The sequence below is a fragment of the Delftia sp. JD2 genome, from assembly GCF_001682645.1.
In the GTDB taxonomy this organism is placed as follows: domain Bacteria; phylum Pseudomonadota; class Gammaproteobacteria; order Burkholderiales; family Burkholderiaceae_C; genus Comamonas; species Comamonas acidovorans.
Map to the genome: position 1 here is coordinate 80,925 of NZ_LFJT01000008.1, position 19,948 is coordinate 100,872.

Annotated in this window: 21 protein-coding genes; 11 read left to right on the forward strand and 10 right to left on the reverse strand. The window is 62.6% G+C overall.

What is annotated here, in order from left to right; genetic code table 11:
• Positions 1-38: 38 nt before the first annotated feature.
• Both ACM14_RS06685 and ACM14_RS06690 read left to right on the forward strand, forming a co-directional pair.
• Positions 39-257, forward strand: a complete 219-nt coding sequence (locus ACM14_RS06685) for a hypothetical protein (RefSeq protein WP_139093385.1) — start codon at positions 39-41, stop codon at positions 255-257.
• Between the two features lie 196 nt (positions 258-453).
• Positions 454-1,593 carry a hypothetical protein gene (locus tag ACM14_RS06690; RefSeq protein WP_254662010.1) on the forward strand — a complete coding sequence of 380 codons (1,140 nt, stop codon included), beginning with the start codon at positions 454-456 and terminating at the stop codon, positions 1,591-1,593.
• 76 nt (positions 1,594-1,669) lie between these two features.
• Here ACM14_RS06690 and ACM14_RS06695 read toward each other — a convergent pair whose 3' ends face one another.
• The 3 genes from ACM14_RS06695 to ACM14_RS06705 all read right to left on the reverse strand — a co-directional run bounded on the left by ACM14_RS06695 (position 1,670) and on the right by ACM14_RS06705 (position 3,491).
• Positions 1,670-2,035 carry a hypothetical protein gene (locus ACM14_RS06695; RefSeq protein ID WP_065345691.1) on the reverse strand — a complete coding sequence of 122 codons (366 nt, stop codon included), beginning with the start codon at positions 2,033-2,035 and terminating at the stop codon, positions 1,670-1,672.
• A 463-nt stretch (positions 2,036-2,498) separates the two neighbouring features.
• Complete coding sequence (locus ACM14_RS06700; protein WP_065345692.1) at positions 2,499-3,023, reverse strand: phospholipase D family protein; 525 nt, start codon at positions 3,021-3,023, stop codon at positions 2,499-2,501.
• A gap of 48 nt (positions 3,024-3,071) precedes the next feature.
• Complete coding sequence (locus ACM14_RS06705; RefSeq protein WP_065345693.1) at positions 3,072-3,491, reverse strand: hypothetical protein; 420 nt, start codon at positions 3,489-3,491, stop codon at positions 3,072-3,074.
• A 313-nt stretch (positions 3,492-3,804) separates the two neighbouring features.
• Here ACM14_RS06705 and ACM14_RS06710 point away from each other — a divergent pair, with 313 nt between their 5' ends.
• On the forward strand, positions 3,805-4,083 hold the full coding sequence (locus tag ACM14_RS06710; protein WP_034392940.1) for a hypothetical protein: 279 nt from the start codon (positions 3,805-3,807) through the stop codon (positions 4,081-4,083).
• A gap of 82 nt (positions 4,084-4,165) precedes the next feature.
• On the opposite strand, the gene ACM14_RS32610 is transcribed toward ACM14_RS06710, so the two are convergent.
• The 3 genes from ACM14_RS32610 to ACM14_RS06725 all read right to left on the reverse strand — a co-directional run bounded on the left by ACM14_RS32610 (position 4,166) and on the right by ACM14_RS06725 (position 7,158).
• Entirely contained in the window at positions 4,166-5,062 is an 897-nt protein-coding gene (locus ACM14_RS32610; protein WP_302621856.1) for an IPTL-CTERM sorting domain-containing protein, read from the reverse strand.
• A 567-nt stretch (positions 5,063-5,629) separates the two neighbouring features.
• Positions 5,630-6,703 (reverse strand): linear amide C-N hydrolase, encoded by a 1,074-nt coding sequence (locus ACM14_RS06720; RefSeq protein ID WP_065345731.1) that lies wholly within the window; start codon positions 6,701-6,703, stop codon positions 5,630-5,632.
• Between the two features lie 251 nt (positions 6,704-6,954).
• The gene (locus tag ACM14_RS06725) at positions 6,955-7,158 is read right to left on the reverse strand and encodes a hypothetical protein (RefSeq protein WP_065345695.1); all 204 of its coding nucleotides are present in this window, start codon (positions 7,156-7,158) and stop codon (positions 6,955-6,957) included.
• A 271-nt stretch (positions 7,159-7,429) separates the two neighbouring features.
• Here ACM14_RS06725 and ACM14_RS06730 point away from each other — a divergent pair, with 271 nt between their 5' ends.
• Positions 7,430-7,906: a GNAT family N-acetyltransferase gene (locus ACM14_RS06730; RefSeq protein WP_012205305.1), complete on the forward strand. Its 477-nt coding sequence runs from the start codon at positions 7,430-7,432 to the stop codon at positions 7,904-7,906.
• Between the two features lie 141 nt (positions 7,907-8,047).
• On the forward strand, positions 8,048-9,349 hold the full coding sequence (locus ACM14_RS06735) for a UDP-N-acetylglucosamine 1-carboxyvinyltransferase (protein ID WP_013802678.1): 1,302 nt from the start codon (positions 8,048-8,050) through the stop codon (positions 9,347-9,349).
• Between the two features lie 24 nt (positions 9,350-9,373).
• Here ACM14_RS06735 and ACM14_RS06740 read toward each other — a convergent pair whose 3' ends face one another.
• On the reverse strand, positions 9,374-9,766 hold the full coding sequence (locus tag ACM14_RS06740; protein WP_082848165.1) for a hypothetical protein: 393 nt from the start codon (positions 9,764-9,766) through the stop codon (positions 9,374-9,376).
• 182 nt (positions 9,767-9,948) lie between these two features.
• Here ACM14_RS06740 and ACM14_RS06745 point away from each other — a divergent pair, with 182 nt between their 5' ends.
• Both ACM14_RS06745 and ACM14_RS06750 read left to right on the forward strand, forming a co-directional pair.
• Positions 9,949-10,350 (forward strand): Arc family DNA-binding protein, encoded by a 402-nt coding sequence (locus ACM14_RS06745; RefSeq protein ID WP_063326307.1) that lies wholly within the window; start codon positions 9,949-9,951, stop codon positions 10,348-10,350.
• Positions 10,351-10,481: 131 nt separating this feature from the next.
• Complete coding sequence (locus ACM14_RS06750) at positions 10,482-10,661, forward strand: CsbD family protein (protein ID WP_012205309.1); 180 nt, start codon at positions 10,482-10,484, stop codon at positions 10,659-10,661.
• A 109-nt stretch (positions 10,662-10,770) separates the two neighbouring features.
• Here the strand turns inward: ACM14_RS06750 and ACM14_RS06755 are convergent, their stop codons facing one another.
• Positions 10,771-11,952, reverse strand: a complete 1,182-nt coding sequence (locus ACM14_RS06755; protein WP_065345696.1) for a diguanylate cyclase — start codon at positions 11,950-11,952, stop codon at positions 10,771-10,773.
• A 56-nt stretch (positions 11,953-12,008) separates the two neighbouring features.
• On the opposite strand from ACM14_RS06755, the gene ACM14_RS31420 reads away from it, so the two are divergent.
• Both ACM14_RS31420 and ACM14_RS06760 read left to right on the forward strand, forming a co-directional pair.
• On the forward strand, positions 12,009-12,302 hold the full coding sequence (locus ACM14_RS31420) for a hypothetical protein (protein WP_139093386.1): 294 nt from the start codon (positions 12,009-12,011) through the stop codon (positions 12,300-12,302).
• Positions 12,292-13,854, forward strand: a complete 1,563-nt coding sequence (locus ACM14_RS06760) for a methyl-accepting chemotaxis protein (protein WP_065345697.1) — start codon at positions 12,292-12,294, stop codon at positions 13,852-13,854. Before ACM14_RS31420 ends, ACM14_RS06760 begins: the two co-directional genes overlap by 11 nt.
• A 486-nt stretch (positions 13,855-14,340) precedes the next feature.
• Here the strand turns inward: ACM14_RS06760 and ACM14_RS06765 are convergent, their stop codons facing one another.
• Positions 14,341-14,634: an H-NS family nucleoid-associated regulatory protein gene (locus ACM14_RS06765; protein WP_012205312.1), complete on the reverse strand. Its 294-nt coding sequence runs from the start codon at positions 14,632-14,634 to the stop codon at positions 14,341-14,343.
• A gap of 800 nt (positions 14,635-15,434) precedes the next feature.
• Between ACM14_RS06765 and ACM14_RS06770 the strand changes: the two genes are divergently transcribed.
• Positions 15,435-17,255 carry a methyl-accepting chemotaxis protein gene (locus ACM14_RS06770; protein ID WP_013802673.1) on the forward strand — a complete coding sequence of 607 codons (1,821 nt, stop codon included), beginning with the start codon at positions 15,435-15,437 and terminating at the stop codon, positions 17,253-17,255.
• A 32-nt stretch (positions 17,256-17,287) separates the two neighbouring features.
• On the opposite strand, the gene ACM14_RS06775 is transcribed toward ACM14_RS06770, so the two are convergent.
• Positions 17,288-18,778, reverse strand: coding sequence for a diguanylate cyclase (locus tag ACM14_RS06775; RefSeq protein WP_065345698.1), 1,491 nt, complete (start codon positions 18,776-18,778; stop codon positions 17,288-17,290).
• A 662-nt stretch (positions 18,779-19,440) separates the two neighbouring features.
• Between ACM14_RS06775 and ACM14_RS06780 the strand changes: the two genes are divergently transcribed.
• Positions 19,441-19,920: an Lrp/AsnC family transcriptional regulator gene (locus tag ACM14_RS06780; protein ID WP_012205315.1), complete on the forward strand. Its 480-nt coding sequence runs from the start codon at positions 19,441-19,443 to the stop codon at positions 19,918-19,920.
• The last annotated feature ends 28 nt before the right edge of the window (positions 19,921-19,948 follow it).

Below are 19,948 nucleotides of genomic sequence, written 5' to 3' on the forward strand. Positions count from 1 at the left end.
AGCGCGACATGGACAGGGAGCGGCGCTTCCAGGAGTTCATGGCCGACAACCCCAACATCAGGGACGTGGACGAGGGGCCGGTGAAGTTCAACACCGCAGAAGTGAAGCGCACTCGGGGCGACAAAGCCGGTCGGGCTTCGGCTGTGCGGGGCGCCATGTCACCTGAAGCCATCACCGCGACGGCCAAGAAGTACAGCATGACTGAGAGTCAAGTTGTCGAACTCCTTCGAGCCCGAGGAATGATAGGTTCTGAATAGCTGACTTCGCTTGAGAATAGATCTGCGAGTGGTTGATGACTGGACAAAGCGTCAACTTCCGGAGGGTACTCTGAGGCTATATTCCGTCTGCGGGAAGCTGCGTTCGTAACTTGAACGCATGCGCCTGGGAGGGCGTTTCATGCGTGCGCCTGAAGCTGTGTCAAGGCTTGCGATAAATATTCAGAGGAAATTGGCAATGGGCATCGCTTTTCGTCAGACTGAAATCAACATCAGGATTGCCAAGAAGCAAGGCAAGGAGATTTCCAAGCTTCTGCAGGACAAGGGATGGATAACCGAGGATATGCCGTTGGATGCCGCAATGGCAGCTATTGGCTGGCATGGAAAATATCAAAAAACTCTGCTGATAATTGATGAGATTGATGTTGATAAAATAACCAAACAGGTATCCGAACAGTTTGAAGCTCTGGCTTCTTTTGTACGAGATGGAAGCCTCGTCCGTTTTGAATCAGAGGAGAGCAGTAAAGACTACGCTCTATGTGTTTTCGAGGGGGGCAAGGCTCATGGCTATGGATGGCTGGGAACCCGTGAAAAAACCGCAGTAGTGACTGCCATTGGGGCTGTGCCCAGCGGTCCATGGAACGAGTATATTCATGACGAATCGCCTTCCCGAGAGAAGCTGACAGATCACCGCTATTGGGCGGTGGTGGCTTGGGAAATGGCGGAAAATATTCAGTTAATTGCCCGGAGTTCCACGGGCTTCAGTGCCAAAGACAAGGATCAATCTTACTGGATCATCCGCGCTTGTGAGGAGGCAAAAACCTCCCTGATCGGGAAACGCCCTCTCCTTGTTCAGGATATCCAGATGTATGAGAAGGGTGTGAGCCAGGTTCCGCAGCGCATTGCGAGCGATGTACATGAAGTGAAACTACGCTGGCTAAAGGTGCCGCGCAAGAAGTTGGCAGCGCTGGATTTTGACATCAATGCTGATGAGCTACAGGAGCTTCTCCGTTATCGTGATACATTTGCGCCAGGGAAAGAGTTTTTGGTTGATGGGCAGGAGGATGTATATCAACCGGAAGTACTTGAATTCCTAGAATACCTGCGTCGAGCATCTTGGTTTCAGCAGCTTTGCAAGCTGGCGAAGGATGGCGAGAAACGTATGGAGGTCATTACGGAATTTCACGGGCTGATGTCTGATGTAATGGAGTCTGCCGATATGAAGGAGCTTTTGTTCAATCTGCATTGGAGCGCTTCCGCTGAGAAGGGGAGCGCTGCCATCGTTCCTGGTGTGAGCAGTGAAAAGATTTCTTCGTATATGGCCGGCGAAATCTACAACGCAATGCAGAGAATCAGCCAACTGGCCGCGACAAAGTAGGGTTGCTGAGAGGCTTCTCTTGTAGGCGAACGCACTTTGCTATCAGCCGACAGTGTGAAGCCTCAGTTCGCGGGCATCAGCACGTCGTGCCAAGCCTGACAGCCTCGACGGGGCTCCATCCGTGAGGTAATGCATGCCCCAGACCCCCCAGAGCACCGCCGATGGCCGGCCCGGCCGGGCGCAGGATCATGATGGGTGGGGAGGCCTTGGCATGGGCCCCACGCTGCCCACGAGCTGGCGCGAGCAGCGCCTGGAGGCCCGCGCTGGCCGAGGCAAGGCCGCGCTCAGCCACTGTGGCGGTCATCGACCAGCACCAGGTCGTGCCCGAGCCGAAGACCGTGGCCCAACGCAGCCCGCGCTTGCGCGCCTTGGTCAGTTCCAGCTTCACATCCATCTGCGCCTGCAGAGCGCGGTCGCGCTCGATGGCCCAGGTGGTCAACATCGATGCCCACGACCGCGCCGCTGTGGACGCTGGGCCTGCTCAATGCCACGCCAATTCTGGATGTTTGAAAGATGACCATCTTGGAAATAAAGACCGCGAAGATGAGCCGCGGCGACATGCAAAAACAAGAAGGTGGCCCCGCTTGAACTGCACGGATTGGATGGCTGGCCAGTTGGAAGGCCGGCAGCAGGAAGAGGGCACGCGGCGCAGCAATCCGCGCCCTCAAGGCGTCAGTCGCCCGGGCAGTGGCACTGACGTGCTGCTGCGGTTTCTGCGCCAGGCCCCCGGGCGATGGGTTTTCCATTCCGAGCGGGTCCTTTCTGGGCCGCAGCAAGGGGGAAATTGATTGGGCATTGCAGTACCTAGTGCGTGAGGGCCAGGTGGAAAGTCGGCTCACGGGGCTGCCAGCTCGTAAGCCAGTGCTGCGGTATCGGCTAAGACTGGGCAGCACGCCACCTGACATTCAGCGTGGCTTGTAGGGAACGCCAAGATCCCATCGAGACTGCCAGTGCGCCACGTACTGCAGGGAGACCTGAGGCATGCCGCGAATGACCACTACATTCTCGGAATTGGCAGTCTCGGCTGACGGCGCGTAGTTGAAGGAGCCGGTTTCTACTGCATCGCCATCCACAATCATTGCTTTGTCATGGTGGATGTGGAAATGATCGTTGGTGCGCAGCTGTACGCCGCCGCGCACGACCAGGTCCATCGCGGCCTTGCTCGTCTTGCCTTCATTGCGTTTCTTGTCCACGACGATGCGCACGTCCACGCCGCGCTGTTGAGCAGCCACAAGTGCCTGTGCGATGTCAGGAGCCTGGAAGGCGTAGGCCAGCACCTGAATGCTTGTCTTGGCGCTGGCGATTGTGTCCAGCACCAACTTGCGGGCGGAACCTTCGGGTGAGAACCCTACCTGCACGCTCGACTGGGCAAAGGAGGCAATCGGCAGAGCGAGCAGAGCCGCCAGTGCGATGCGAGGAAGGTTTTTCATACGCAGATAGTGCTGCGTGCCCGCGCTGTCTGCGGGCGCGGCGCCACTTCAATTCACGACTGAAATTTTGAGCGTGTACGCGGACAACTTGCCCTGCCGGGCGGCCGCACGATTGAGGAAGACTCGCACACGGTAGTCACCGCTGGCGGGCAAGGCGCCGGTCCAAGTGGGCGCGTCTGCCATTTCGCCGCGGAACAGCGCTTCATCGCTGCCAGGTGGGAGCACGTTGAAGTAGGTCGAGGTGGATTTCGTCTCCATCTGCACGGTCATCGTCTGCCCGGCGCCCGCGCGCACCACGTAGTCGCGCGTCTCCACCTTGTTGCCCTGGAGCTTGCCCTGGACGGTGGCGCTCGACGTGCCTTTCTTGAAGTTCACCGCAGTAGAGGGAACATCCGCCTGAGCCATCGCTGGCACTTGCACGACCGTGAGGCAGGCGACAAATGCAGCTGTGCAAATTCTGGAAAGCATGCAGGTCCTTTCTAGGAGGCGCATATCGCCCCGTTCGCATACAGGCTACCAGACGATCGGGCGCATTGTGCGACAGCACCCGACGAGCCGCCCCGCAGAGATGACGGTGCCGTCCCAAGCCTGCCACGTTCGGCAGGATGAGCAAGGAACAGAAGCAAGCCCCCCAGTGGGAGCGCATTGAGCTGGACTACAGGGGCTGGCCCCCCCACAACGCGCCCGTAGGACTCTCGCCACCGGAATCTTGCTCAGGGACCGACAGCCTGCAGCCCGCTGGCGGGGCACCATGCAAGCTCTGAAGAAACAGGAGCAATGAATGGCGATTTCAGAAAAGATCCAGGACCTGCGCAAGTGGGATGACTCTCGCAAGGGATTCACGGGAGAGCACTGGCTGGTGCTCGGTGCTGGCCTATTGGCTCTGCGCCACGCCCGGCGGACGGAAAGTGGCATGGGCCGTGTTGTGAGTGGTGCGCTGGGCACGGCACTGATAGCGCGGGCGGTAACGGGCCGCGATGGTGTGCTGGGAACGGCAGAGCGTTTGGCTGCAAAGCCCACGCTGGCCGAGCGCCTGCAGATCGCCGCGCGCCGCCTGTAGACAGGCAGACGAAGAAAAGGCCCGCAGTTGCGGGCCTTGTTTTTTGAGTCGGGGCTGCATCAACGCTGGCGGCGCGCATGCCTCAGTGCTGGCGCCGCGTTCTGGCTACGCCGACCAAGGCCAGCAGGCCCGACAGCAGCAGCAGGCTCCATTCGCCAAGCGTGGGGATGGCCTGGGCTGACGCGATTGGGGGAGCGAAGGTGATCAGAACGGATCCGTCCGCACCATTCGAATTTCCTGCGCCGCCCATGCCGGCTCCGCTGGTGGCTGCTGCGAATGTGATTCCGGCGCCGTAGCTGCTGCCTCCACCGCCAGCGCCGCCTATGTCGCCAGCGTTGCCTGCGTTCCCGCCGCCGCCGCCGCCACCCCCGTAGCCGCCGCCGCCGCCACCGGCGTTGTAGCCGCCGGCTCCTCCGCCGCCAGCGCCGCCACCGCCCAAACCGGGGCCCATGCTGCCGGCGCTGGCGCCACTGGCTCCTGGTCCTGCAGGACCCACACCGCTGCCGCTGCCGCCTCCGTCATTGCCTGTGGCCGTGCTGCCGTCCCTGCTGCTGGTGCTGCCGCCAGCGCCTCCCGTGCCATCGGTGCCAATGCCACCGGCCCCGCCCGTGCCAGCCACCGTGCCGCCTGCGCCACCGGTGTGTGCCGGGTTGCCCATCGTTCCGTTGCTGCCGTTGCCACCTCCGACGCCCACTCCCGCATTGCCACCGGAAACTCCAGCGGTGTCGTTGCGGCCGGCGCCGCCTCCGCCGCCCGCCACGGCCAGAACGGTGAGGGCGGATGCGTCGATGATGCTGCTGCTTCCACCGCCCCCTGCGCCGACAGGCCCTCCAGTGGCGCCTCCGCCACCGACGCTGATCAGGAGGTTGTTGGCAGGAGTCACTGCCAAGCTGCCTGTGCCAACGGCGGCGTTTCCTCCTGTCACCATGGATGAGCTGAGAACGCCCCCGCCGCCACCGCCGATGAGGGTGACGGTCATGGTCGTGATGCCTGCAGGTACGGTGCAAACCTGGGGTCCGCCAGCGGCGGTGTACACCGTTCCGCTGACGCAGGGCGCCGCCCAGGCCGCAGGGGCCAGACACGCAGCGCAAGCTGCCAGAAGACGCGCATTCAATATGCCCTTGCGCAGTTCAGGCCCAGGCGTGATCCATCTTTGTTGATTCGATGTTGTTGCTCGCATTTTTCCTCATCCCTTGATGAATATATTTTGCGAGCGCGATGCTATGTGATGGCTTGAATATTGTCTATTGATGAATTGCTTGATTTAGGCTTGTAGGAACCGTTATGATGTTGTTTATATATTGATATAAATAAATCAATAGAAAATTCAAATGTATTGAGCTTGAGATTATTGGATTTTATTTTTCCAGTTGAATGTCAATAAACCATCATGGTATTAATCAATGGAAATTAGCTCTGCTATTTTTGATTTTCAATGGAAAAATGCCTCGAATTAATGCGAGGCCTTTTCCTATGCAAAGCACAAAGCGAAATCAACATTGAGGCAGCAGTGCGCGAGCCCATGGCCTGTGCCTGAAGTTGATTCTCACAATCCGAGAAACTCAAACGGTGCCGATTCCTGAAAATTCCGCGTGGCATCGCCCGAGAATGTGTGGTCCTGATCCGGTCCCAGGTCTAGCTTGAGCACCTTGCCTGTTTGCTTGCTGAAGTCCAGTGCCTTGAGGTCCACCCAGAAGGTATTCGGTGTCAGGGCCGACTCGAAGAAATAGAGCTTGCGCTGGTGATCGAACACGGTCCGCCAGCGGGTGGAGGAGATATTGGGCTCCTCCGGCGTATTCAGGCCGTAGGGGACCGAGGCGTTGCGGATCACGCTGAAGACGCTGGCAAGCGCCTTGTTGGGGTCCGGGCTTTTGGGGATGGCGTTGACGTAGAACGATGCTCGGGCAAAGCGGTCGGCGGCCCGGTTGGTGCCGGGCAGCATGGTGGTGCCGCCCACTTGCTTCCAATAGGCGTTCAGGGCCAGCTGCTGATCGAAGGTCGGCGAGTTGGTCATGACCTGGTATTCACGGCCGTGGTGTATCACCTGCTGGCCGTTGATGTATTCGACGATCGCGCTGTCGCCGCTGGCGTCGGACATCGAGAGGTGCAGCGTCGTCAGGCGGTTCTCTCCGGGCACGTTGTCCGAGACGATGGTGAAGGGCTCTTTCTCCAGGGCCGCGACGGCTTCCTTCACGGTGGCGAAGTTGTCCAGCACATATTGCGCCCAGGCCGCAATGGTCAGGCCGGGTTTGCTGCCTGCGCCGAAATCGGGGTATTGGGATTCCACGAGCCATAGCAGGTTGGCATTCAGGCCGGCCTCATTGACTCCATCGGTGGTGGACACGTCATAGCCCGAGGTGACAACGCTGCCGTACCTGGAAGTCCAGCGCAGGGAATTGGGGCCGGCCTTGCCACTGCGCTCCATGCCGCGCGGCAGTACCCATAGATTGCTGAGGATGTCGCTTTTCCAATCCATGGAGCGCGCCGTCACGACCTGGCCATTCGCACCCAAATAGACAAGGCGGGTACAGGCCCAGGCGCTGGAAAGGGCTGCAAGCCCGGCAAATCCCACCAGCAATGCGCCCACGACGGGACGAATCTGCAATGTGCTTTTCTTCACGGGCAATTCCTTTGTAAGCAAATGGACTGGCGCAGTGTAGGCGGCAGGCATTTGCATCCAGAGTCGGATAAAGCCGCATTGGAGACGGACAAGGCGATGGCCGATGGTTTTATGGGCGTGGTGCAGGCAACGGCACGCGCGCTGGCAGCACGGTCAGATGGCGTGGCTGAGCATGGGGCTGGCCAGCATTGCCACGGCAAAGGAAATGGCGCAGATGGCGGACCACAGAAAAACGAGGAAGAGGTGTCGCATCAGAAAGTTCTCGGCAGTTCGGTGGCGAATGCGGCCCGCAAGGCGCGCAAGCCCCGCGCGTACAGGCGCCCCAGGGGCGAGCGTGGCTCCATGCGCAGCAGCAAAGGCTGGCTGCCGCACACGGGAAAGGCTTCCAGCAGGCTGCGGTGGTAGCGGGCATCCGGGTCCGGGTTGAAGCTTTCTGTCGGAACGACTCGACTCATCTTGTATCTCCGTCACATGATTTGGAGAGGTTTCTGGGTACGTGCTCTCCTACGGGCTCTATTTCAATTGGTTGCGCGGTGTTTCTGTGCGGGCCAAGGCTGAGGTCGCATGTAGGCCGCGCCTGTACGCCGTGTATGTGTTTTGCGGACGCGCTGTGCGCTGCGTCCTCAGGCCTCGCAGAGGTGCGAGGAGTGGCCTGCAAGCCTCTTTGCGGCGGCTTGCCGTGCCTAGAATTCCTGGTCCCCATTTCATTTGTCTGCCAGGAGTTCCATGTCGTCCCTTGTTCCTCCGCTTCAGATCCGGCCTGTCACACAGGCGGATCACCACCAATGGCTTCCTCTCTGGCAGGGCTACAACGCCTTTTATGGGCGCGCTGGCGAGACGGCGCTGCCCGAAGGCATCACACAGGCCACCTGGGAGCGCTTCCTCAATCCGCTGGAGCCGGTGTTTGCGCTCGTGGCGGAGAGCGAGGGTGAGCTGGTCGGCCTGGCGCACTACCTGTTTCATCGCAGCACCACGCGGCTGGAGCCGGTGTGCTATCTGCAGGATCTGTTTGCCGATGCGCGGCGGCGCAAGCAGGGCATTGGCAAGTCGCTCATCCGTGCGGTCTATGCGCAGGCTGCGCAGGCGGGAGCGCGCCGCGTGTACTGGCAGACGCAGTCCTCCAACGAGGCGGGCCGCGCGCTGTATGACCAGGTGGCCGAGCACCGGGGCTTCATCGTCTACGGGCACGAAGTGCAGGGCTGAGGCTGACGCTTTGTTGTCGGGTAGGCGGCCTGGATACGAAACCTGTTGAAACAGCGGGCGTGTGCTGCCGCTGCAAGGCCTGCGGGCAGCCCGGCAACCCTAGAATCACGCGTTGTCCTATCGCTGCTAGCGCTGCACCCCATGTCCAATCTCATCGTCCACGGCGGCACGCCTTTGCGCGGCCGCGTCGTTCCCTCCGCCAACAAGAATGCCGTGCTGCCGATTCTGTGCGCCACGCTGCTGACCGATCAGCCGCTGCGGCTGCATGGCGTGCCGGACATCACGGATGTGCGCAAGATCCTCGACATCTTCCGCACGCTGGGCAGCGAGGTGCAACTGGACGAGGCCACGCGCACGCTGCAGCTGCACCACCGCGACACGCGCTTTGACGCGTCCTCGCACCGCCTGCCCGAGGAAATGCGCTCTTCCATCATGCTGGTGCCGCCGCTGCTGGCGCGCTTTGGCGTGGCGCGGCTGGAGGACAACGTCAAGGGCTGCACGCTGGGCGTGCGCGAGATCGATCCGCACGTGGACATCTTTCGCTCCTTTGGCGGAGAGGTGGAGCGCGCCAGCGGCTCCCTGCTGATCCACAGTGCCGCGCCGCTCAAGGCCGTGCGCCACTGGCTGGACTACGCCTCGGTCACGGCCACGGAGAACTTCGTGCTGTGCGCCGTGGCTGCGCAGGGCGAGTCCATGCTGACCAATGCGGCCTGCGAGCCGCATGTGCAGGAGTTCTGCCGCTTCATGGTGATGATGGGTGCCGATATTGACGGCATCGGCACCTCGCGGCTGACGGTGCGCGGCGGTGCGCCGCTGGGCGGCGGCGATTTCACCTTCGAGGAAGACTTCCACGAGATCACCACCTTTCTCGCGCTGGGCGCGATCACGGGCGGCGATGTGGAGGTGCGCAACAGCACGCCGGACAACTTTCCGCTGATCGACCGCACCTTCGCCAAGTTTGGCGTGCAGGTGGAGCACAAGAACGGCTGGTCGCGCGCGCTGCGCTCGGGGCCGCTGAAGGTGCAGACGCCTTTCACCAGCAATGTGCTCACCAAGGTGGAAGCCGCTCCCTGGCCGTACTTTCCGGTGGATCTGCTGCCCATCTTCATTGCTCTGGGTGTGCATGCGCAGGGCAATGCGCTGTTCTGGAACAAGATCTATGACGGCGCGCTGGGCTGGACGGGCGAGCTGTCCAAGTTCGGTGCCCATGTGTTTTCTTCGGACCCGCACCGCGTGGTCACCTTTGGCGGCAATCCGCTGACGCCGGCCGTGGTGGAGAGCCCCTACATCATCCGCGTGGCGATTGCGCTGTTCATGGTCGCCAGCAGCATCGAGGGTCGATCGGAGATCCGCAACGCCACGCCGATTCGCCGTGCGCATCCGCACTTTGTCGAGAACCTGCGCAGCCTGGGCGCGCGGGTGGAGTGGACCAACGAGGAGTGAGGTCAGGCGGCGATGCGCAGGCCGCTATGCCTGCGGCGCCGCATCCGAGAATCTCTTGGCCGCCCTGAGCAGGTAGCTCACGGCATAGAGGATGGGGTCGTCCATCTCGTCGTCGTTCACGCGGTCAATGATTTCCAGCAGGCCTTGAAGGTCGGCCGACATCTGCGGCAGCACGTTGCTGGCCAGCGCCTCGACCGGCTGCTCTGCAGCGGCACGGTCTGCCTTGAGGTGGTAGCTGCGCAGCAGGTCGTGGACACCGACCACCATGGCGCGGTTGGATCTTTCCACATGCATTTCCAGCACGCTCAGCGCCGCGCTGATGTGGCATAGCGCATCGGTCGCCAGGCTCTCCGGATCGGGCGCTCTGGCGAGGGCCTGCGCAAGGCGCGCGGAGGCGGGCATGTCTGTGTCCGGCATGGTTCTGTTCTTGCGCAATAGGTCTGGGGTTCAGTGCTCGTACGCACGAGCATCGGCACGGGCATAGGCATGGGTGCTGGCTTGCCCAGGCCTGGGTCGGGCCGATTCAAATGTTATGCCAACTTGGAATCATGTCAACTAGGCATGAATCTGAATTTGCATCTGGCAGGTACCATCGCCCAATGCAACGAAAACCCTTTCCCAGCGAAACCCAGGAGCGCTTCATCGTCCGTTTCCCGGATGGAATGCGCGATCGCATCTCGGAAGTGGCAAAGGCAGGCCACCGTTCCATGAATGCCGAAATCGTTGCCCGCATACGGCGCAGCTTCGAATTGGATGAAGCCGGCGACACGGCCCAGGCCGGCCCGGACCTGGATGTGGCGGAGTTGAAAAAGGAAATCGCGCGCCTGTGCCGCTTGCTGCAAGAACACAAGGACGCCGCTGCAGGCCTGTTCGAGGCGCACAAGGAGGCCGTGGTGACCGAAGCCCTCAAGCGCCTGCGCGCCGAAGCGGGTGAGGCTGCGTCTTTGCCCAAGGCCACGGGGGACAGCGTCCAGGCCCGTCGCACCAGCAAGAAGACCTGAGGCTGTAGGCCTCAGACCACGCGTATCGTTGCAGCGCGCTGTCGCGCGCCCCGGTTTGCCACGCGTATCGTTGCGTTGGGTGTTAAACAACCTATCCCTTTTTGAAGGCTCTTGCAGCAAAGGACGCAACTATGAACACGGATCAGATCAAGGGCACGCTCAAGGATGCCGCAGGCAAGGTGCAGCAAAAGGCTGGCGAGTTGATCGACAGCCCCGAGCAACAGGCCAAGGGCATTGCCAAGCAGGTCGAAGGCACGGCCCAGAAGAAGCTGGGTGATGTGAAGGAAGTCTTGAAGGACGCGAAAAAATAAGGCATTCACCCTGCCTTTGCGAACAAGCCCGCCACACCCTGGCGGGCTTTTTCTTTTCCACGGATTTCGACGAATGGGCGTGCGAAGAAGGTGCTGCGCGCTTCCTGTTTCAGACGGCCTGCGGCACCCTGCGGGCAGCGTCCGTGGCCACATGCACGCGGTCGCGGCCCGCCTGCTTGGCGGCATACAGCAGGCCGTCGGCGCGTGTCAGCGCATCGGTCAAGGCGGTGTTGGCGGCCACGGGTGCGATGCCGAAGCTGATGGTCACCCGCTGGCCGGCCGCCAGCACATAGCCGTCCGCGCTGAGCTGGGCGCGTATGCGCTGGGCCACGCGCTCGGCCTCCTGGGGCGTGGTGCGCATCAGCAGCAGCACGAATTCCTCGCCGCCAAAGCGTGACACCAGATCGTCGTTGCGCACGTGTTGCTGCAGGGTCTGGGCCACGACCTGCAATACACGGTCTCCGCAGTCATGCCCCCAGCTGTCATTGATGCGCTTGAAGTGGTCTATGTCGCCTATCAGCACGGAGATCGGGGCCATGTGCGGATCGGTCAGGCGCAGTTCGGCTGCCTCCTGGAAGGCGCGGCGGTTGAGCAGGTTGGTCAGCGAGTCGTGGTTGCGCTCCTCGCGCAGCGCGGTGAAGACATCGCGCACCGTGCATGCCAGCAGCATGAGGGTGAACAGCAGCGCAAACGACAGCGTGCTGACCAGGGTGACCAGCCAGTAGGTGGAGCGTGCAATCTCATTGAGATCGGTGCTGCCCAGGGCCAGCACCAGCAGCGGCCGGGCAGCGGTGTAGCCGGCAAACACCACGTAGGACCAGTAGAGCATTCTCTCCAGCCAGTCCTGAGGCGGCCGGCGCCGCAGCATGGCGGGCGCCGGCAGCATCTGCAGCAGGCCCAGGCCGGTGTTGAGCCAGTGCACGCGCACCCACAGATCGACCTGGACCCGGCTGTAGTAGTACAGCGCAGCCAGGACGACGGCGCCTATGAGCAGCCCCAGCAAGGGATGGGCCGAGACGCCATAGCGCCCCGCCATGCAGCGCGCGAAGCACCAGGTGCCGAACAGATACATGGCGCCCGTGAACACGGCCCAGTGGTGCAGTTCTTCCCGGGGTGCAAGGCTTTGCCAGGCCAGCGCCAGAGAAACCAGGGCGTATCCGCCCGCAATCCACAGCAGGTAGCGCTGGCGCCGCTGCACCAGCCAGCACACGGCCAGCGTGCAACTGAGCAGCAGAATGCTCAGCGGCGCAATCAATACATAGAGGCGATCGGTATCGAGTGACACATCCACAGCGTGTTATGCACTTGCAGGTGCGGGTGGCGACAGCTTCGCGATTGCGGCATTGAATGGTGCTGCATTCCGAAGCGCCGGTCCATTTTGCATCCGTTGCCACGGCGCTTGCGGCCGCATGGCGCATGTTCCGCGTTGTGCACGGCTGGCGATATCGGGCCTACCCGTGCGGCGGCCTCAAGTCCCGGGCATTTGTGACGAAAGAGCAGGTCATCTTTTCCGGATTGGTGGCCTATGCCGATATGGCAAGGCGTTGCGCCGGAAAACGGTCGCCGCTGATGTGCGCGGCCTGTTGTTTTACCTTTCCTGTATTCGGTTTTTCCGACGAGAGTGCTACGAATGAAATTTGATCAATGGAGCGTGTCCGCCAAGCTTTGGGGCACGCTGGGCGGCTTGCTGGCGATGATGCTTGCGGTATCGCTTTGGGCACAGTTTGCGGCGGCCCGCGCCATGGACCACGGCATGCAGACGCTGTCCGAGTACGAGAGTCGCATCAGCCTGGCCATTCAATGGAAGGGCGCAACGGAGACCACGGGCGAGCGGGTTCTGGCCAGCAATGCCTCCACCGATGAGGAACTGACCCGCCTGCTCGACGGCCGGGTCAAGGAAGGCTCGGCACTGATCACCAAGCTGCAGGCCGAGATCGTCAAGGGCGCCAGCGATGCCGACAAGGCGGCGCTGGAGCGCATTGCAGCCATCCGCACCGAGGTGCTGGCACTGAACAAGCGGGCGCGCGAGATCAAGTTGACCGGCGATGCAGCGGCATTCCGCGAGTTCGTCCAGCAGCAGTACCTGGGCGCCATTGGCCGCTACGTGGACTCGCTGGAAGTCTTCGTGCAGCTGCAGCGCAGCCAGCGCGATGCAGCCCGCGAGCAGGCCCAGGCCGCCCGGCAGCAGGCCAGCGTGCTGGCCTGGATCGTCCAGGGCGTGGTCCTTCTGGCGGGCCTGGCGCTGGCCTTGGTGCTGACGCGGGCCATCACCCGCCCCCTGGAACGTGCCGTGCAGCTGACGGACGCCATCGCCCAGGGCGACCTCACGGTGTCGGCCGATGACAGCCGCAAGGACGAGTTCGGCCACCTGCTGCGCTCGGTCTCGGGCATGGCGGCGCGGCTGCGCGGGCTGGTGACGGAGGTGCGTGACAGCGTGCATTCCATCTCCACCGCATCCACCGAGATTGCCGCGGGCAACCACAACCTGTCTTCGCGCACCGAGCAGACGGCGTCCAATCTGGAGGAAACGGCCGCCAGCATGGAGCAACTGACCGCCACCGTGGGCCAGGCTGCCGACACCGCACGCCAGGCCAATCATCTGGCCGGCAGCGCCGCCCAGGCCGCCGAGCGCGGCGGCGCCGTGGTGGGCCATGTGGTGGCCAGCATGGATCGCATCGGCGACAGCGCACGCCGCATCTCCGACATCATCGGTGTCATCGACTCCATTGCCTTCCAGACCAACATCCTGGCGCTGAACGCTGCCGTGGAAGCGGCCCGCGCAGGCGAGCAGGGCCGCGGCTTTGCCGTGGTGGCCGGTGAAGTGCGGGCCCTGGCCCATCGCAGCGCCGAGGCCGCCAAGGAGATCAAGGTGCTGATCAGCACCTCGGTCGATGCCGCGCAGGAAGGCTCGGCCCAGGTGGCCCAGGCCGGACAGGTCATGGACGACATCGTGGGCAGCGTGCGCAAGGTCTCGGACATGATCGGCGAGATCACGGCATCTTCCACGGAGCAGCGCGACGGCATTGGCCAGGTCAACCAGGCAGTCAGCCAGCTGGACCAGATGACGCAGCAAAACGCGGCCCTCGTGGAGGAGTCCGCAGCGGCCGCCGCCGCCCTCAGCGACCAGGCGCAGCGCCTGTCGGGCATGGTGGCCGTGTTCAAGGTGGGCCATGCCGTGCCAGCCTTGCGTTGACCAGCACCAAGGCGCAATAACACACGCAGAAAAAAGGACCGCCCGAGGGCGGTCCTTGAAGAGAAAAGCCGGTGCCCTTGCGGGCCTGCCAGGGTAAGTCAGTGAGAGGGGAGGGAGGAGATAGTCTCCCTGGCCCGGCTGGAAAATGGTTCGTAGTGGCTGCGGATCGCTCCAGTGGCCGCCTGGACTTTGTAGCTGCGTGGTTGCATCCACATGGCTTGCGCTTGCTGCAAAGGCGCGGCCAACATGATTTTGGAGAGCAGGGCTGTAGGACAGTTCCCTGTGTGATACCTGCTGTTTCCCTTGTTGTGATTGCTTGGGTACCGAAACATGCCGGCACCCATCGGTTCACGCATCTACACTACATTGAAGAATTTGTAACTTCTGAGCAATAGGGTTAACCCGTTGCTTCTGGCAGCAAAAAGCCCGCACTTGGCGGGCTCTGTCGCAGCTTGGCGGCTGCCAGGGGGCGGGCTGCGCCGGACCTCATATGGCGAAGGGAGTGCGGTCCTTGCCTTCGATCCAGCGGGGCTGCTTGCCACGGCCGGTCCAGGTCGCGCCCGTGGCCGGGTCGCGGTACTTGGGGACGCCGACCACGCGGAAACCGCCACCAGCCTTGGCTTTGGACGAAGGGAAGACGTCGGCCTCGGTCAATCCGTATTGGTCGATGATGGTGCGCACCTGGGCAATGGCTCCGGACTTCTCGGTCTTGAGCACTTCGGCGATCTGGGCTTCGAGATGGGCTTTCTGCTGCAGCAGTGTCTTGTAGTCGGTAGTCATGTATATCAATGAATGTTGATCTGCCAATATAAAGGAATCTTAGGAGACTTTTGGCAAAGTGAGCCTACACTGCCGCGCAACACCCGGACGACGACAGGCGTATTGCCTGGAACCCGTCTGAGAACGGATTCCCATCTTGCCCGAGTCTAGGCGAGTCGGACGCTGATTTTTGTAGCGTATGGAAACCGGGCCATCGCGTCTGCCACAGCGGCGCAGGTGCTGGGGAACAGGGCTGTGTAGCAGGCGCCGGCCACTTTGATGATGCATCGCTTCATGTTTCTCTTCCCTTGAATGACAGATCTGCCTTCTTATCGGCATTTTTGTATCAAGGTGAAACACTTTCTTGCCCGGCTCCCTGCCGGCCCCCGATGGGAAGCCACTCTCGATCAATGGCAGTCCATGCAAGGGAAGAAAAGGCCGCGTGGTGCACCCCAAAAATATGAGGGAGGGAAAAACACAGGGTGCGCGGCGCAAACGGCAGGGTCCTGGAATCAAGGCGCTGGCGTTTGCGACAGAAAAATCCCGCAGCCAGGGCGGTAAGTGTCTGTGTTACAAATTGACACTATAGCACGCATCCTTCAAGCTTGTGACTGGTTCTTGCAAAAGGCTGACGACTGCAGTTTGGGCGGCGCTGCCAGCAATGCAGTGCCTGCACGAAGAGGCTAACCAGCGGGCTTCTTCGCAAGCAAGAAGCAGGCAATTACAAGGGCAAGTACGCACTCTTCGAGCTCTGGCGGCCGATGCGTCTCGGATAGGCTCGGTGGGCATTCACAGCCCTCGTTTTGCCTTCACTACGCATCATGTTTCAAACACTTCGTGCCCGCCTGATCCTCATCTGCGTAGCAATCACCGTGGCCGCATTGTTCGCGCTGTCCATGGCCACCTTCTGGACGGCGCGCAGCAGCACGCTGTCCGATATCGACGAAAACATCGGCCAGCTCACGCGAGCCCATGCATCCACACTGACCGACTGGGTTCAGGACAAGCAGCGCATCACCGGCTCATTGAAGAAGGCGGTGGACCAGCCGGACCCCATCCCCTTCCTGCTGGCCGGCCAGCAGGCTGGCGGCTTCGATGACGCCTATTTCGTTCATGCCGACAAGCGCGCCGTGTTCACCCATCCCATGCCGGAGAACTACGACGGAACCCAGCGCGACTGGTTCAAGCAGGCCGTGCGCGAAGGCCGGCCAGGCGTGACGCCGGCCTATGTCGATGCCAGCACCGGCGAGCTGACCATCAGCTTTGTCGATCCGGTCGGCAGCTCGGGCGCCATCACGGCCGTTGTCGGCACTGATGTGCGGTTGGCCGCCATGTCCAGGAAAGTGGCCGCCATCCGTCCCCAGGAAAAAAGCTTTGCCTTTCTGATTGATGGCGAAGGCCGCCTGCTGGCCTACGCCAAGCCCGAGCTGGCGCTCAAGCCCGCTTCCGCGATTGCCCCTGAACTCGATGCCGCGCTGATCAAGCGCCTGGCCGAGCAGGGCGGCCGCGCCGATCTGGTGCTCGATGGCGAGCCGCAGATGCTCTACGCCGCCAAGGTCGAGGGCACGCCCTGGACGTTGGCCGTGGTGATCGACCGCGCACAGGCCACGGATTCGGTGCGGGCGCTGCTGCAGGTGGCCGCCCTCATCACCGTGCTGTCCGTGCTGGGCGCGGCGGTGCTGCTGACCGTGGCGCTGCGCCGCATGCTCAACCGCCTGGCCGTGGCACGCGATGCGCTGCAGGACATCGCCTCGGGCGAAGGCGATCTGACCCGCCGCCTCACCTCTGCCGGCCGCGATGAGCTGGCGCAGATCGGCCAGTCCTTCAACCAGTTCGTGGACAAGATCGCCACGGTGCTGCTGCGCATTCGCGAGTCGTCGGAATCGGTGCGCATGGCGTCCGCAGAGATTGCGGGTGGCAACCAGGACCTGTCGTCACGCACCGAGCAGCAGGCCAGCTCGCTGGAGCAGACGGCAGCCGCCATGGAACAGATCACGGCAACCGTGCAGCAGAACGCGGCCAATGCGCGCCAGGCCAGCGAGCTGGCCACCAGCGCCTCGCAGATCGCCACCCAGGGCGGAGAGGCCGTCGGCCAAGTGGTGCAGACCATGGGCGGCATCGAGGCCTCGGCCCGCAAGATCGAAAGCATCATCGGCGTGATCGACTCCATTGCCTTCCAGACCAACATCCTCGCGCTGAACGCGGCGGTGGAAGCGGCGCGCGCCGGCGAGCAGGGTCGGGGATTTGCCGTGGTCGCCAGCGAGGTGCGCACGCTGGCGCAACGCAGCGCCACGGCGGCCAGGGAGATCAAGGCGCTGATCGATGATTCCGTGGGCCAGATCGACACGGGCAGCCGCCTGGTGCGCAATGCGGGCACCACCATCGACCAGGCCGTGGACGGCGTGCGCAAGCTCAGCACGCTGGTGGCCGAGATCAGCAACGCCAGCCAGGAGCAAAGCCGTGGCATTGCCGAGGTGGGCAGCGCCATCGGCCAGATGGACCAGGTCACGCAGCAGAACGCTGCCCTGGTGGAAGAGGTCACGGCCGCAGCGCAGTCGCTGCAGCAGCAGGCGGTGCAGCTGGCGCAGGCCGTGGCGGGCTTCAAGCTCGACGAAGGAAACGGCGCCCGCCGCCTGCGCTGAGCGCTGGCAAAACGCCGAGGCGGCGCCTGGTGTCAGGCCGCCTTGGCGCCCCCGGAATGCTCGCAGGCAAAGGCCGGTGTACCGGCCTCGCCCGGCCGCTCGCCGGCCACGAAGTAGCGGTCGCGGCCGCTGGCCTTGGCCTGGTACAGCGCCGTATCGGCCATGCGCAGCAAGGCACTCAAACCCAGCGGTGGGTAGGCCATGTTCGTGCAGCCTATGCCAATGCTCAGCGTGGGGCAGATGGCTGCGCCATCGTTCATGTCGATGCGAATTTCGCGCGTGGCCTCGCACAGCCGCTGGGCCACGGCTCTGGCCGTGACGCAGTCGGCACCGGGCAGCAGCACCGCAAACTCCTCGCCGCCCAGGCGGCCTATGAGTTCATGCGGGCGCAACGCCTGCGACAGGCGGGCCGAGACTTCCTGCAGCACCCGGTCGCCGGCGGCATGGCCATGGCGGTCGTTGATATGCTTGAAATGGTCCAGGTCGAGCATCAGCATGGCGCCTGACTGGCGCTCGCGCTGCAGGCGCTCCAGCGTGCGCTGTGCGCGCTCCAGAAAGCTGGTGCGTGCCAGCAGTCCCGTCAGCGCATCGTGGTTCACTGCATGGCGCAGCTTGCTGAGCATGTCCTTGAAAGCCATGAGCGTGCAGGCTACGGCCAGCGGGCCGATCGACAGCATGGCCAGACCCAGGCGGAAGGAGAACGTCGTCTCCAGCTCGGTGCCGGGCGAGCTGAACAACACATGGGAAAACGTGGCCAGCTTGATGGCGCAGCTGACCAGGTTGAGCAGGGCGACCACGAACAGCCGATAGCGCATGGCGCACAGCAGCATGGCCGGCATGGTGAGCGACAGCGCGCCTGGTCCGCCCAGGTAGATGGCAATGGATTCGGAAATCGCCAGGGCAAGCAGCGGCAGCAAGGCCTGCGCCGTTTGTTTGAATGGCTGGCTGCGCCAGGACAGCGGCTCCAGCTTTGCCGGAAGGCTCAGCAGCACAGGCAGCAACAGGGTCATGTGCATCAACTCGCTGCTGAACCACATGGCCATCATGGGCTGCCAGGGCCAATGCAGGAGATGGTGCATGCCCGCCGAGCCCAGCACGGCTCCGACCACGCTCACCAGCAGGCTGCACATCACCAGATGCAGCACCGAGGAAGGAGAGCGCATCTGCTGCACCCGCTGCGGCAGGCGCCGCATCATCACCCAGCCGCAGGCCACGGCGGCCAGGTCGGCAAAGGTCAGCCACAGGGTCTGGTCCAGCGGACTGCCGGAAAGCCATTCGGCCAGTGCCATGGCAACGGCGGCAGCCGTCCAGCCGTGTCTATGGCTGTAGGCAGGGCTGCGAAGCATCCAGCCCAGGAGCAGGGCGTTGGACAGCCACAGGGACGACAGATGCCCCGGAGAGCGCAGGCCCAGCGCCACGGCCGAGCACAGGAACAGCACCCCGCCCAGCACAAAGCTGTCCCGCCAGGGCGTTGCAGCTTGTGGAAGGCTCCACGGATCTCTGGATGCGGCGCGATGTGACATATGTCTCCCCTGTGGAGACCGAATGGAGGCACCGGACTCTGCGCGCGTTCGTCGGGCATGGCGGCCATGCCCTTGTCATGGTGGTGAACGAGCGGCCCGGCGGGCAGCGGGAACAGGAAATCCTCCTCGGGGCAGATCAGACAAGAGGTGCGGGGTAACTTGAGTACACAAAATTTACGCCTGCGGGATCAATCTAGCGGAAATGCATGTATTTGCAAGTACTGATCCATCTTGCATACAGCACGCTATGAAAGCGTTTCGCAGGCGCCGGTACGCCCGATCAGCACTGCCGCAAGTGGCAGCGGTGCGCTTGGAGCAGCTTTTGCGAAGGAAAGATGGGATGCATGCTAAGGATTCATGCGGTTCCGTAGTCAGGTCCCTGCGTGGTCCCTGCTTCCTGTTGCACCAACAATTTGTAATTAGTTACTTTTGTTTCTGATGAATATCCCAAGAGCTGGTGGTGCCAGTTGAGGCGGCTGCTGGTCGGCGAGGGTTGGAGAGCCGTTCCTGCCGCCGCGGTACCAGGAAAAGTGCAACTCCTGTCGATAGAACGACGATGCGCAACGCATAAAATCGCCGGATTGGGGGGAATCTCTGCCGAAATGTGGAACCACATCCGGGCAGCCTCCATAAGTGCTTGCCGTTGAAATCCAGGGAACCGCATGGAATACCGTCTTGATGAAACCGACCGCCAGCTGCTGCGTCTGCTGCAGACCAATGCACGGGCTTCCACCGCACATCTGGCTCGGCAGATGAATCTGGCGCGCACCACGGTGGTGGCGCGCATTGCCAGGCTGGAGCAAGAGGGCGTGATCGCCGGCTACGGCGTTCGCCTGGGCGCACGCGTGGAGCAGTCTGCCGTGCGGGCGTATTGCGGCATCCGCGTGCAGCCCAAGACGGCCACGTTGGTCATGCAGGCGCTCAACCGCTTCACCGAGGTCGAGGAGGTCTCTGCCGTCAGCGGCCAGTACGACTACATGGTGTTCGTGCGCTGCGAGAGCAATGAAAAGCTCGATGCGCTGCTGGACCGCATCGGCCTGATCGACGGCATTCAGCAGACCTACACCTCGGTGGTGCTCAGCCGCAAGATCGACCGGCGCACGACGGCGGCCCTGAGCCAGCCGGGCGAATCCGCTGCCTGAGGGGCGCGCTGCAGCCCTCGCAACCACT

Coding starts and splice junctions, on each gene's coding strand:
- ACM14_RS06685 (WP_139093385.1), top strand. CDS start 39: ATGGCCGACAACCCCAACATCAGGGACGTGGACGAGGGGCCGGTGAAG.
- ACM14_RS06690 (WP_254662010.1), top strand. CDS start 454: ATGGGCATCGCTTTTCGTCAGACTGAAATCAACATCAGGATTGCCAAG.
- ACM14_RS06695 (WP_065345691.1), bottom strand. CDS start 2,035: ATGTTGACCACCTGGGCCATCGAGCGCGACCGCGCTCTGCAGGCGCAG.
- ACM14_RS06700 (WP_065345692.1), bottom strand. CDS start 3,023: ATGAAAAACCTTCCTCGCATCGCACTGGCGGCTCTGCTCGCTCTGCCG.
- ACM14_RS06705 (WP_065345693.1), bottom strand. CDS start 3,491: ATGCTTTCCAGAATTTGCACAGCTGCATTTGTCGCCTGCCTCACGGTC.
- ACM14_RS06710 (WP_034392940.1), top strand. CDS start 3,805: ATGGCGATTTCAGAAAAGATCCAGGACCTGCGCAAGTGGGATGACTCT.
- ACM14_RS32610 (WP_302621856.1), bottom strand. CDS start 5,062: ATGACCGTCACCCTCATCGGCGGTGGCGGCGGGGGCGTTCTCAGCTCA.
- ACM14_RS06725 (WP_065345695.1), bottom strand. CDS start 7,158: ATGAGTCGAGTCGTTCCGACAGAAAGCTTCAACCCGGACCCGGATGCC.
- ACM14_RS06730 (WP_012205305.1), top strand. CDS start 7,430: ATGTCGTCCCTTGTTCCTCCGCTTCAGATCCGGCCTGTCACACAGGCG.
- ACM14_RS06735 (WP_013802678.1), top strand. CDS start 8,048: ATGTCCAATCTCATCGTCCACGGCGGCACGCCTTTGCGCGGCCGCGTC.
- ACM14_RS06740 (WP_082848165.1), bottom strand. CDS start 9,766: ATGCCGGACACAGACATGCCCGCCTCCGCGCGCCTTGCGCAGGCCCTC.
- ACM14_RS06745 (WP_063326307.1), top strand. CDS start 9,949: ATGCAACGAAAACCCTTTCCCAGCGAAACCCAGGAGCGCTTCATCGTC.
- ACM14_RS06750 (WP_012205309.1), top strand. CDS start 10,482: ATGAACACGGATCAGATCAAGGGCACGCTCAAGGATGCCGCAGGCAAG.
- ACM14_RS31420 (WP_139093386.1), top strand. CDS start 12,009: ATGGTGCTGCATTCCGAAGCGCCGGTCCATTTTGCATCCGTTGCCACG.
- ACM14_RS06760 (WP_065345697.1), top strand. CDS start 12,292: ATGAAATTTGATCAATGGAGCGTGTCCGCCAAGCTTTGGGGCACGCTG.
- ACM14_RS06765 (WP_012205312.1), bottom strand. CDS start 14,634: ATGACTACCGACTACAAGACACTGCTGCAGCAGAAAGCCCATCTCGAA.
- ACM14_RS06770 (WP_013802673.1), top strand. CDS start 15,435: ATGTTTCAAACACTTCGTGCCCGCCTGATCCTCATCTGCGTAGCAATC.
- ACM14_RS06775 (WP_065345698.1), bottom strand. CDS start 18,778: ATGTCACATCGCGCCGCATCCAGAGATCCGTGGAGCCTTCCACAAGCT.
- ACM14_RS06780 (WP_012205315.1), top strand. CDS start 19,441: ATGGAATACCGTCTTGATGAAACCGACCGCCAGCTGCTGCGTCTGCTG.